This is a genomic window from Tamlana sp. s12 (genome assembly GCF_016767215.1).
Taxonomy (GTDB): domain Bacteria; phylum Bacteroidota; class Bacteroidia; order Flavobacteriales; family Flavobacteriaceae; genus Pseudotamlana; species Pseudotamlana agarivorans.
Window position 1 is genome coordinate 923,880 of record NZ_CP068547.1, and the last position, 13,080, is coordinate 936,959.

The 13,080-nt window shown below is 36.4% G+C and carries 7 protein-coding genes; 3 read left to right on the top strand and 4 right to left on the bottom strand.

Going from position 1 to position 13,080, the window contains the following annotated elements; genetic code table 11:
• Nucleotides 1-186 precede the first annotated feature (186 nt).
• Nucleotides 187-2,313: a Tex family protein gene (locus tag JJL45_RS03960; protein ID WP_068603408.1), complete on the top strand. Its 2,127-nt coding sequence runs from the start codon at nucleotides 187-189 to the stop codon at nucleotides 2,311-2,313.
• A 182-nt stretch (nucleotides 2,314-2,495) separates the two neighbouring features.
• On the opposite strand, the gene JJL45_RS03965 is transcribed toward JJL45_RS03960, so the two are convergent.
• From JJL45_RS03965 to JJL45_RS03980, 4 genes are all read right to left on the bottom strand, one after another.
• Nucleotides 2,496-2,927: a TerB family tellurite resistance protein gene (locus JJL45_RS03965; protein WP_068603410.1), complete on the bottom strand. Its 432-nt coding sequence runs from the start codon at nucleotides 2,925-2,927 to the stop codon at nucleotides 2,496-2,498.
• Between the two features lie 96 nt (nucleotides 2,928-3,023).
• Complete coding sequence (locus JJL45_RS03970) at nucleotides 3,024-4,820, bottom strand: YfiR/HmsC family protein (protein ID WP_202664260.1); 1,797 nt, start codon at nucleotides 4,818-4,820, stop codon at nucleotides 3,024-3,026.
• Nucleotides 4,821-4,824: 4 nt separating this feature from the next.
• The gene (locus tag JJL45_RS03975; protein ID WP_068603413.1) at nucleotides 4,825-7,530 is read right to left on the bottom strand and encodes a TonB-dependent receptor; all 2,706 of its coding nucleotides are present in this window, start codon (nucleotides 7,528-7,530) and stop codon (nucleotides 4,825-4,827) included.
• A 71-nt stretch (nucleotides 7,531-7,601) separates the two neighbouring features.
• The gene (locus JJL45_RS03980; protein WP_067146872.1) at nucleotides 7,602-8,018 is read right to left on the bottom strand and encodes a response regulator; all 417 of its coding nucleotides are present in this window, start codon (nucleotides 8,016-8,018) and stop codon (nucleotides 7,602-7,604) included.
• A 241-nt stretch (nucleotides 8,019-8,259) separates the two neighbouring features.
• Between JJL45_RS03980 and mfd the strand changes: the two genes are divergently transcribed.
• Together mfd and JJL45_RS03990 are read left to right on the top strand one after the other, a co-directional pair.
• On the top strand, nucleotides 8,260-11,610 hold the full coding sequence (mfd, locus tag JJL45_RS03985; protein ID WP_068603415.1) for a transcription-repair coupling factor: 3,351 nt from the start codon (nucleotides 8,260-8,262) through the stop codon (nucleotides 11,608-11,610).
• Between the two features lie 95 nt (nucleotides 11,611-11,705).
• Complete coding sequence (locus tag JJL45_RS03990) at nucleotides 11,706-13,004, top strand: peroxiredoxin family protein (protein WP_242521411.1); 1,299 nt, start codon at nucleotides 11,706-11,708, stop codon at nucleotides 13,002-13,004.
• Nucleotides 13,005-13,080: the final 76 nt, after the last annotated feature.

Consider the following 13,080-nt stretch of genomic DNA (forward strand, 5'->3'; position numbering starts at 1 on the left):
ATTTCGCAGAGTTTCCGCCAAGGTTATAAATCATTAGGGGAAGATGCCTCACTTCGGTCTCCATGATTGCGTATTACTATTGGATTTTCTCAGGGTATATGGTAGATGCTATTAAAGCTTTCATGAATTTCAATATTTTCACAGGGAAATTCTATAGTTTAGCGTTCTTTTATTTCGTTAGAATTCATGATAAAATATATCGTTCAACATACGCAACTTCAAGAAAAATCGGTTAGAAACACGGTTGAATTATTAAATGAAGATTGCACCATCCCTTTCATATCACGTTATCGCAAAGAAGCTACAGGGAACTTAGATGAGGTTCAAATTGGTGAGATTGTTAAGTTTAAAGAACAATTTGAAGCGCTTGAAAAACGTAAAAATGCCATTTTAAAAGCTTTAGAAGAACAAGAGGTACTAACGGCTGAACTTCAGCAAAAAATAGCGAATTGCACCAATTTAACGGCGCTTGAAGACTTGTACTTACCATTTAAGAAAAGCCGTAAAACAAAGGCTGAAAAAGCAAGGCAAAATGGTTTGGAACCTTTAGCCAAGATTATCATGAGTCAGAATGCTAATGATGTTGAGTCTATTGCCTACAAATATGTAAAGGGCGATGTAAATTCTATTGATGCCGCTTTAGAAGGTGCTAGGCATATTATTGCCGAATGGGTAAACGAACGTACCGATATACGAAATCAAATTCGTTATCAGTTGGAGCGTTTCGCTATGCTTTCTACGAAAGTGGTGAAAACGAAAGCCGACGACGAGAACGCTCAAAAATTTAGAGATTATTTCGATTGGGAAGAAAATCTAAGCCGCATACCTTCACATCGGTTTTTAGCCATTTTAAGAGCCGAAAAAGAAGGATTTATAAGGGCAAAAGTATTAATTGACGATGCACGTGCATTAGATAAAATTGAACAGCGTATGGTTCGTGCTCAAAATGCTTGTGCCGAACAAATTGTGCTCGCTATTAACGATGCATATAAACGTTTGCTGTTGCCATCGTTGGTTAATGAGGCCTTGCAAATTGCAAAGGATAAAGCAGATGCATCGGCGATTAGTGTTTTTGCAAAGAATTTAAAGCAGCTTTTGCTAGGGTCGCCTTTAGGTGAAAAACGTGTTATGGGTATCGATCCAGGCTTTCGTACAGGTTGTAAAGTGGTGTGTTTAGATGCTCAAGGGCAGTTGAAATATAATGAAACCATATACCCACATCCTCCGAAAAGTGATAGTGTTGGAGCTATGAAAAAAATCAGCTCTTTGGCCGATGCCTACAAAATTGAGGCGATTGCTATAGGAAATGGTACCGCATCACGAGAAACAGAGGCCCTCATTAGAAAGGTTCATTTTAAAAACGACGTGCAGGTTTTTGTGGTAAGTGAAGCTGGTGCGAGTATTTATTCGGCTTCCAAAATAGCAAGAGAAGAGTTTCCAAATTATGATGTTACGGTTAGAGGATCCGTTTCTATAGGGAGACGCTTGCAAGATCCTTTGGCCGAATTGGTTAAAATAGAAGCCAAATCTATTGGGGTTGGGCAATACCAGCATGATGTCGATCAACTTAAGCTTCAAAAAGAATTGGATGTGGTAGTTGAAAACTGTGTCAATGCTGTTGGCGTAAATATCAATACGGCAAGCAAATCGTTACTGAGTTATGTGTCTGGTATTGGACCCAAATTAGCTGAAAATATATTTAACTATAGAAATGAAAATGGGGCCTTCGCCTCTAGAAATGCTATTAAAAAAGTACCACGTTTGGGTGATAAAGCATTTCAGCAAGGGGCTGCATTTTTACGTATTAAAGGTGCTAAAAATCCTTTAGACGATTCTGCCGTGCATCCCGAAAGTTATGGTGTTGTGACTAAAATGGCCAAAGATTTAGGGAAATCGGTATCCGAATTAATAGGGAATTCCGAACAGCTTAAAAAAATAGACCTAAAAAAATACTACACCGAAACAGTTGGTTTATTAACGCTTGAAGATATTATTAAAGAGCTTGAAAAGCCAGGTTTGGATATTAGGGAGCAGGCTAAAGTGTTTACTTTTAATCAGAACATAAAAACCATAAACGATTTAAGAGAAGGTCAATTATTGCCTGGAATTGTAAACAATATCACCAATTTTGGGTGTTTTGTTGATGTTGGAATTAAAGAAAGTGGCTTAATTCATGTGTCTAATTTATCAGATGATTTTGTGAAAGATGTGAATGAACATGTGAGTTTACATCAGCAAATTATCGTTAAAGTATTAGAGGTAGATATTCCGCGAAAGCGTATACAATTGAAGCTACATCATAAGAAGGTGTAGTTATCTAGTTGCAGAGTTATTGTGCTACAAAGCTTCAAAGTTTCAAAGACCCTTCAGGTTTCAAAAACCTGAAGGGTCTCAAATAAAAAATCTTCCGTGTTTGTGACTATTTTTAAATTGGTTAATTCGATGTAGACCGTGTTTCAATGACACGATTAAACCATTAAAGAATTAACAAACCTTTATTGATTCATCGTTTTAATTTCCTCAATAAAGGTATCTAAATCTACACCGTTTTGCACAAGCGTTAAGGCCTTGTCTACAATGTATTTCACGTTAACCGCATGAAAACCTAGACCTACACTTATTTTATGTAAGAGGCGGTGCTCCGGGTCACCTTTAATTTGATCCACATGTACCATGCGTACCAAATCGTACAAACGCTCTAAACGACGATCGTAAGAGGCTGGTGGATTAATAGGGTGTGATTTATAATCTTTTAAAATAGAAAGATATGTTTCTTTGTGTATATCTAAGTTGTGTGCTAATCGGTCTAAAAAGGCCTGTTCTTCGGATGTGATAATTCCGTCATCCATGGCTACACGTACAATGGCAGCAAAATGGTTTTCATTACGTTTTTTAAAACCGCTATCAAATAGTTTGGAAATTGACATGTTTTTTTTTTGAGTTTAGTGTAATGACAAATATAATTAAAGTTTGGTGCTTTTTTTACTAAAGCGAAGCTAATTTACTTTTTTGAATTGCACCTATTATTGTGGGATAGTAAAGAAAAATGTGGTGCCTTCGTTCATGGTCGATTCAAACCAAATTTGGCCGCCAAGGGATTCTACAATTTTTTTACAAAAGGCTAAGCCAATTCCCGTTCCTTCATAGGTTTCACGAGAGTGTAAACGCTGAAAAATGGCAAAAATCTTGTCTTTATGCTGCTTCTTAATGCCAATACCGTTATCGGTAACTTCGAATTTCCAGAAAACCTGAGTTTGGTGGTCCGGAACCATGGTACCACATGAAATGTTTATAATGGGAGATGTATCTGGTTTCTTAAACTTTATTGCGTTGTTAATTAAATTCTGGAATAACACTCTTAACTCAATTTCACTGGCACGTATTGTGGGTAAATCTTGATAGGTAATAACGGCTTGGTTACGATGTATGGCGTTGTCTAAATCGTGAATGATTTCCGAAACCAAGGTGTTACAATTTATTTCCGTTTTTTCATTAGCCTTGCCAAGCCTTGAGTAATTAAGTAAAGCATCAATAAGATTTCGCATGCGATAACTCGATTTACTTATAAAATTCATACTCATAATAGCATCCTCATCCAATTGGTCTTTATAGTCGTCTTGAAGCAAATCTATAAGTCCTGAAATGGTGGTTAGGGGCTCCTTAAGGTCGTGGCTGGTAATGTATGCGAATTCTTCTAACTCTTTGTTTTTAGAAGCAATTTCTAAAGATTTATTAAAAATATCGTTGTTCTTTTCTTGTAGGTCTTCATTCAATAATTTAATCGATCTATAATTTCGATAAATTAAAATTACAGATATTACAATGATAATAAGAAGCGCTAGTAAAAGGTAATTCACCGTTTTTTGGGTGCTTAAGCTTTTGTTAATCAGGTTGATTTTCTCCAGCTTGGCTTCAATTTCTTGTTTTTGATGTGCTAAAGTATCTTGTTGAAGGTTTATAGTGGCATTGTTAGAAGATATATAGGCTTGTTTTTCCTTTAAAGCCTCCATTTGTTCTAGGATGCGGTTTTCTAACTGCTTTTCAATGATTAACTTCTCGGAGTATTTTTTCTTTTGAAATTCCGATAGCGTTGTCAATTCATTAATTTCAGATTCCTGAGTTTTTAAAGCATTTTTTTGCTGATGAATTTGCGAGTTTATCGTGTTGATCGTCTTCTTCTGTTTAGTAATGTTGGCGTTTTTATGCTTAATATCGTCTTTTGCTAGTTCGAGAGCTTCCTGTGTAGCTTCAAGTTGGTGTTCTGTGTTTTGAAAAAGTTGCTTCCACTTTTCAATGGAGGATATGGCATGTTCTTTTAAGCTATAAGTCGCACTTAAGTTGTTTCCATTAAGTAGATCCTCATTAATCTCATATTGAAATTCTTCACCGATATTTACAATATTCACCATAGAAGTATTAAAGGGATAATCTTCAGTAATTAATAGGGTGTTATTGCCCGAAATTTTGTTTAGGATATACGAAACGTCGAAATTTTTATTATGATTGACATAAACCACATCAACATCCTGAATGTCTTTAATGTTTTTGAAACTTAAAACACGAACGGGTTTGTTTTTGATTTGACGTTTTTGAGCAAGGCCTCTCAAGTCTATAATCGTACGATCTTGACCTAGGACGCCAATGGTAAAATCAGGATTTGTGTTGCTATCTAGAAACTGAATTTGATCGGAAATATTAAAGATGAAAAGGGCCCGTTTTACACGTTTTATTTGTTCGTTTAGGGTTGCTTGTGAATGCAGAACACTGCCCCATGATTGTAGGCAAAAAATAAAGACGTAAAGTAGGGTTCTAGCCTTCATGAGTTTAAAGTCGTAATAATATTTGAACGAAACAGTTAGCACCATTTACACCAAATTGTTGTACACGTCGACTGTATGTAAAACTGCCATTGTCTGTATTACTTGAATGTGTGTGTTTGTCCGGATATACGTTAAAAATATTATTACAGCCTGCCGTTGCTTCCAAAAATTTAGCAAAGCGGTAACTTACCGCGAAGTCTGTGATAAATTTTGGACTAAAGGTCTGGTCACGAGTTTCTACACGACCTGTATATTCGTTAAGTTGCCAATTGTTTGGGTCGCCATCGTCTGGGTGAAGGTAGATTAAACTCCCGAAAAAAGTACCCACTATATTAAACTTAAAGTTGTTAATTTCATATTGAAAGAAGGAATTAATCTTAAAATTAGGCGTGGACGATTCTATTCTTGAACGTTCTTCACGATTGAAAAGGGTGTTTATGTCGCCATTTTCAACACTATCCTCATTGACATTTGTAACTTTGGTTTTAGTGAAATTTGTGGAAATTTGTCCGTTAAATAAACCACTTCCTAATTTATCTTGATACATAAATGAAGCTTCAAAACCATTGGTGTTAGAGTCAATCGCATTCACAAAAAACTGAGCTGTTGAAACGTCATAGGGAGCTAGTTGTGGTTCGTATCCTAAGCTAAAGCCGCCAGATAAAATAATACGATCTTGAATGTTGATGTTATAGTAGTCGAAAGCAAAGGTGTATTTATCTTTAAATTTTGAACTCCAGCCTAAACTGAAATGTTTAGACCTTTCGGGTGTTAATGGATTTACTTTAAAAACATCGGTAATCAAAGAACTTTCGTGGTTGAAGGTTCCCACCTGACTAATGTCGCCGTCAAAATACTGAGTACTTATTTTTTGAAAATAGACCTGATGTAAAGAAGGCGCTCTAAACCCTGTAGAATAACTCGAACGAAACGATATGTTTTTGTTTAGTAAATACCGTCCTGAAACTTTCCAAACTGAGCTTTCACCAAAATCGTTGTTAGACTCAAATCGGTAAGCCGCTTTAAATAAAAAGGGTTCTGAAGGTTTTAATTCTAAATCGATGTATCCTGATGCATTAGATCGTATACGTACTAGTTCATCAGAGGGTTGAATTCCAGGAAAAACTTGAGCCCCTATAAGTCGTGGTTGTTCTGCGCCGTTTTCATCAATATAGGTGTCGCCACCATTGATATACGAATCTTCCTCGCCACTAATAATTTCGTAACCTTCCACACGAAGTTCTCCACCAAACGCCACATTAAGACCTCCTAAAACATCAAATTCTTTATCGATATCGAGATTGGTAGTATTTAGCTTATACAAGTATCCACCCGATTTGAATGTTTTTGGAGATCGAACACCTAGTGAAGCGTTATTGGAATTGCTTACAGTAAAGTCAATACTGTTATTTCCTATTGAATGACTAAAATCTAAGTCCCAATCATTTTTTTGCCCTTTAAGACCTATAGTAAGGGCGTTGTCTTGTATGTTGGTTATAATTTTAGGAGAAAATCCGTTAGGGAATAATTCATCAACTACACGATCCTTTTCAAAAGGGAAACGGTAAAAGCCAGCAGATGCACCTTCTCTAGAATTTCTACCACCAAAAAAGTAAAGATTGGCCTTTTTAAACATTAATAGCTCACCATTAAAAGAAATGGCCGAGTTACGCACAGCAGCACTTCCTATTTCCATAACCTGTTTGTCGTTATAGCCCGTTTGTGCGAAGAAGTTATTTTGCTCAATAAGCGCGGCATCTTCGGCTTCGTCTTGACTATAAACATATCCTGTATAGTTGCCTGCTCTATTGGTGGCCTTTCGGTCTCTAAATTCCCCAGTGATGTTTATATACCCCGTGTTTCCTACTTTAAATCCGAAATTCCCACTAAAATAACTGGTGGTTCCATCGCCTTCAATATTCGTTTTAAGTCTAGAATCTAAATGGATAACATCGGTTTGGTTTTTAAGCACGATATTGATAACCCCGGCAATAGCATCAGAGCCGTATTGCGATGTGGCTCCATCACGTAAAATTTCAATATAGTCGATAGAAGCAACAGGTATGGCATTAAAATCCGTACCTACACTACCGCGGCCAATAGTACCATTTACATTAAGCATGGAACTGGTGTGTCGGCGCTTGCCATTAATTAAAACCAAAACCTGATCGGGACCTAAACCGCGTAAAGTGGCAGGGTCGATATGGTCGGTACCATCAGAAATAGTTTGGTTTGTAGAGTGGAACGATGGTGATAAATAGTGTAATATTTCACTTAATTCGAAATGCGATGAGCTACTAATTTGTTCGGGGGAAATAATTTCAATAGGCACCGTAGTTTCTAAAGATGATTGTGGTTTTGAACGCGTCCCTAATGACACCGGTTCGTCGGCTGATAATCCAGTTTTTAAAATGAAATCGTTAACTAAGGCATCTCCAACCTGAACTGTAATAGAAATACTTTTCGATTGGTACATGATGAAGGATGCAGTAACAACATAGGAGCCTTCCTCTAAATTTAGGCTGTAAAAACCATCAATATTGGTTGTGGTTTGTATGTTGGTGCCTTCAACGGTAATATGTGCTCCAGGGAGTTTTCCAAATTCATCGGAAACAGTTCCTGATAATGAGGCCCTGTTTTGGGCAGTGAGCGAATGCCCAAGCAGAAAACTCGTCAAGGTTAGTAGGTATAGACAAATTTTTATGCGCATGTAGTGGTTCGGTTATTGTGTCGAACTTCATAAAATATTCAAATTTTGAGGGAAGAAATTTTAGAATGTTTCTATGAGGTTTTAACTGGAATTAAATCTTTTATTATTTCATCTAAAATGGGGAGGGAAAGTGGTTTGTTAATATAATTTGCTATTTCATTTATGGTTTGCGACCTTTCTTTATCTTTTGGATTTGAAGAGGTCGTTAACATGATTATTTTTATAGTACTCGTAAATTCAATATCTAATTTTCTATAGGCTTCAATAAATTCCCAACCATTCATAGCAGGCATGTTTATGTCAAGAAAAATAACATCGGGTTTTAAAGCGTTTCCTTCTATAGCATCTTCCAAGTATTCAATCGCAGCTTTACCACTATTTACAGAAATGATTTCACCAAATTGGTTATGTTTTTTTACAATCTTTTCGTTGTAAAAACTAGTAAACTTATCATCGTCTATTAGTAATGTTGATGTTATAGATTTCATTTAGAGGGATTAATTTATACAAGGATAACACCTTTTTTTGAAAATTTAACCTAAAGTTAAAAACTCTAAGTTATTTTTTCTACTTATTAGTTAAAATGACAAAAAACAGCTACAACATACTCTTTTTTCTAAAATTGATTGAGCAGAAATTCATTTTAATTTATTGATATCTTAGGATGACTAAATTTCAGAATAACAATATGCTGCTTATATTTGCTGTTCAAAAATGAAAATATTCTAAGTGAGTAAATCTACCCTCTCTGAAATTTATGCACAGGCTTTGCAAACGCAAAATCTGCAAAATGCTATTGCCCAAAATGAAAGTAAAACACATGTAAAAGGATTAGTTGGTTCTTCCTTGTCGTTTGTAATTTCCAGTGTTTTTAAAAATGCCAATAAACCTTTTTTGTTGATTTTTGATGACAAAGAAGAGGCCGCACATTATTTAAACGACCTAGAACAACTTTGTGGTAGTAAAGATGTTTTATTTTACCCAGGAAGTTATCGCCGACCTTATGATATTGAAGAAACCGATAATGCTAATGTTCTGTTGCGTGCTGAGGTTTTAAACCGAATTAACTCTCAGAAAAAACCAGCGATTATTGTAACCTATCCCGATGCGCTTTTTGAGCAGGTAGTTACTCGTAAGGAGTTAGAGCGCAATACTCTAAAAGTTGGGGTGAACGATAATTTATCGATCGATTTTGTAAATGAAGTGCTGTTTGAATATAAGTTTAAACGGGTTGATTTTGTTACCGAACCGGGCGAGTTTTCGGTGCGTGGTGGTATTGTAGATGTGTTTTCCTTTTCGCATGACGAACCATACCGTATTGAATTTTTTGGTGATGAGGTAGACAGTATTCGTACCTTCGATGTAGAATCTCAATTATCGGTGGAGCAGATAAAAAAGATTAATATTATTCCCAATGTGGCGAATAAATTAATGCAAGAGAGCCGACAAAGTTTCTTGAAATACATCGCTCAAAAAACCGTGATAGGTATAAAAAATGCCGATTTACTTTTTTCTAGAATTGATGATTTTTACGAAAAAGCCGAAACGGCTTTTAAATCGCTTTCCGAAGACATTAAACACGCTAAACCTGAAGCCTTATTCTGCAATTCAAAACTATTGAAACGTCAGCTTTTGGATTTTTCGATCATGGAGTTTGGTAACTCGTTTGTTATGGCTACGAATTCCAAACCCTATACTACCATAGCGTTTGAAGTTTCCCCGCAACCGTCATTCAACAAGCAATTTAATTTATTAATCGACGACCTAAACAGCAAACATAATCAGGGTTATACCAATTATATTGTTTGTGTTAGTGAGCAGCAGGCCAGACGTTTTCATGATATTTTTGATGATGCTGAAGAAGAAGTGGCTTATAAAACCGTAGTGCTATCCTTGCATCAGGGTTTTGTAGATCACGCTACGAAAACGGTGTGCTACACCGATCATCAAATTTTTGAGCGCTATCATAAATTTCAGCTTAAAAATGGTTACGCTAAAAAGCAGGCCATCACATTAAAAGAACTTACAAATTTAGATATTGGCGATTATGTCACGCATATCGATCATGGGATAGGACGCTTTGGAGGACTTCAAAAAATTGATGTTGAAGGTAAAATGCAGGAGGCTATTAAATTGGTGTATGGCGAGCGCGATGTCTTGTATTTGAGTATTCATTCCCTGCATAAAATCACCAAATTTAATGGTAAAGATGGCAAACCGCCTAAAATTTACAAATTAGGTAGTACGGCTTGGAAAACTTTAAAGCAAAAAACCAAAGCGCGTGTTAAGCATGTTGCTTTCAATTTAATAAAACTCTACGCTAAGCGTAAAACCGAAAAAGGATTTCAATACCGTCCCGATAGCTCTATGCAACATGAGTTGGAGGCCTCTTTTATCTATGAAGATACCCCCGACCAAAGCACCGCTACTGCCGATATTAAATTGGACATGGAAAGCGAACGCCCTATGGATCGTTTAGTTTGTGGTGATGTAGGTTTTGGTAAAACCGAAGTGGCCATTCGTGCCGCTTTTAAAGCTGTAGACAATGGTAAACAAGTGGCTGTTTTAGTGCCCACAACCATTTTGGCCTATCAGCATTCCAGAACGTTTAAAAAGCGATTACGTGATTTTCCTGTTACAGTCGATTATGTAAACCGATTTAGAACCGCCAAAGAAAAACGAGAAACTCTCGAGGCTTTAGAACAAGGTAAAGTAGATATCATTATTGGAACCCATCAACTGGTTAACAAAAATGTAAAATTTAAAGATTTAGGGCTGCTCATTGTCGATGAAGAACAAAAATTTGGAGTGGCTGTCAAAGAAAAATTAAAGGCCATGAAGGACAATGTGGATGTGTTAACTCTTACCGCTACACCAATTCCTAGAACCCTTCAGTTTAGTTTAATGGCGGCTAGAGATTTATCGGTGATTACTACGCCACCACCAAACCGATATCCTATTGAGAGTCATGTGATTCGTTTTGCCGAAGAAACCATTCGAGATGCTGTGAGTTACGAGATAGAGCGTGGCGGACAAGTTTTCTTCATTCATAACCGCATTGAAAATATTAAAGAAGTGGCAGGCATGCTTCAACGCTTGGTGCCCGATGCTAAAATTGGTGTGGGCCACGGACAAATGGAAGGAAAAAAGTTAGAAGAACTCATGCTGGCCTTTATGGATGGCGCTTTCGATGTGTTGGTGAGTACCACGATTATTGAAAGTGGGTTGGATGTGTCTAATGCCAATACTATTTTTATTAATAACGCCAATAATTTTGGTTTGAGTGATTTGCACCAAATGCGTGGTCGTGTAGGCCGTAGCAACAAAAAGGCCTTCTGTTATTTTATAACGCCCGATTATTCGGCAATGACCGAAGATGCCAGAAAACGTATTTCGGCCCTAGAGCAGTTTACCGAATTAGGTAGTGGTTTCAATATTGCTATGAAAGATTTAGAAATTCGTGGAGCAGGTGATTTATTAGGTGGAGAGCAAAGCGGATTTATTAATGATATTGGCTTTGATACCTATCAGAAAATTTTAAATGAAGCTATTGAAGAACTCAAAGAAAATGAGTTTAAAGATTTATATGATGAACCTGAAGAAGATAAAGTCTACGTTAAAGAGGTAACCATCGATACCGATTTCTCGCTGCTTTTTCCCGATGATTACGTGAATAATATTGCTGAACGATTAAATTTATATACACAGCTAAATAATTTAAAATCAGAAGATGAATTGCATATCTTTGAGAAGCAATTAGTCGATCGTTTTGGCGAGTTACCCACTCAGGTGGTCGATTTGCTGAACAGTGTTAAAATCAAGTGGCTGGCAACCAAAATCGGCTTTGAAAAAATTGTGATGAAGCAAGGCAAACTCATAGGGTATTTTATCAACGATCAGCAAAGTCGTTTCTATCAGAGTCCTGGATTTACCAAGGTATTGCAGTTTGTACAAACGCATCCGGGAGTTTGTAAAATGAAGGAAAAACAAACACGTCAAGGCTTGCGTTTGTTGTTAACCTTCGATAAAATTAAAAGTGTAAAACAAGCCTTAGAAGCCATCGAGCCGATAGTAAAATAATGTGTATTTTTATAAATTAATAATCCGTACCTCCCTTTATGTTAGTTAATAACAAACAATGCCCTTTAAAATATCTTATCTGTTTCTTTTTGTGTTTGCCAGTTTTCATGTTTGGGCAGCATACCATAAAAGGCACTTTTTCTCCAGCCCAAGATTATAATGTTGTGTTGTTGTATAAAGTGAAGCCAACCATTTCAGAATACATTACAAGCGCTGAAGTTAATAGTGAAGGCAAGTTTGGTTTTCTGTTAGATTCTACAGCAACCAAAGGTATGTATCGTTTGGTTTATGCCATTCCGCAGGAAGACTTTAATTTCGATATTATTTACAACGGAAAGGAAGATATTGAGTTGAAATTTAACTCCGAAACTGGTGTGAAATTCACAAAATCTTCTGAAAATAAAATGTTAGCGTCTTATCATAATAGCATGTCGGCCGTAGTGCATAGTATTAGTAACTATTATGCGAGTGAAAAGAAAGATACCACCGCACTAAAAGGAATTTATAAAGCCCAAGGTCAGGCGCAATTAAGTTATGAAAAAGCAGCTTCGGGCACCTTAGCACTTCAGTTTATAAAAGCCAATAAACCTTATATTCCTACCAAAGCCTTATCAGCTCAAAACTATATCGCCAAGCTTAAAACGCATTATTTTGATTATGTCGATTTTACCAATCCAACCCTTCAAAGCTCTGCTTTTTTAGAAGAAAAAATGCTGAGTTATGTGTTTGGAATGACGTCTAAAGATTTAAATGAAGTCGATAATTACAAAGCCAATATCGATGTGGTTTACAAGGCCATGGCAAAAGCACCTAACGAAGTTAAGCGTATGCTTTTACTAGATTTATGGCAAGAAATGGTCGATTTAAAACAGGAGGAAATAGCAAATTATATTTCAGATAAATATTTACGTGATATCGGTCTAGCTTTAGAAGATCACGAACTTGTAAATGCGCTAAACGCTTACAAACGTGTTTCTCTTGGAAATAAAGCACCCGATTTTGAGCTCTCGGTAACCGAAAACGGAAAAAAAGTCAATAAAAAATTAAGCCAGTTAAACCTTGCCAAACAGTACATTTTGGTGTTTTGGAACAGCTCTTGTTCACACTGTTTAGATGAAATTCCTCAGTTAAAAACTTTTGTAAATGGTTTAGGGAAAGGTGAAGTAAAAGTGATAGCTGTAGGTATTGAAGCCGAAGAAGAAATAGAAGCTTGGAAAAAAGAAATTAAAAAATATCCAGAATTCATAAATGTTCTTGGTTCAGGGAAATGGGGTAGCAAAATTGCTGAAACCTATGGTATTGTTGAAACGCCAACCTACTTCATTTTAAATGCTCAAAAAGAAATTATCGAAAAGCCAGACCAGTTGGATGATTTGGTTGATTTTTTTGAGTAATTATTCTCACTCAGAAGGATTTTGTCATTAAGAGCGAAACTTGTCATTCAGAAGGAGGCACGACTGAAGAATCTTT

Coding starts and splice junctions, on each gene's coding strand:
- JJL45_RS03960 (WP_068603408.1), top strand. CDS start 187: ATGATAAAATATATCGTTCAACATACGCAACTTCAAGAAAAATCGGTT.
- JJL45_RS03965 (WP_068603410.1), bottom strand. CDS start 2,927: ATGTCAATTTCCAAACTATTTGATAGCGGTTTTAAAAAACGTAATGAA.
- JJL45_RS03970 (WP_202664260.1), bottom strand. CDS start 4,820: ATGAAGGCTAGAACCCTACTTTACGTCTTTATTTTTTGCCTACAATCA.
- JJL45_RS03975 (WP_068603413.1), bottom strand. CDS start 7,530: ATGCGCATAAAAATTTGTCTATACCTACTAACCTTGACGAGTTTTCTG.
- JJL45_RS03980 (WP_067146872.1), bottom strand. CDS start 8,018: ATGAAATCTATAACATCAACATTACTAATAGACGATGATAAGTTTACT.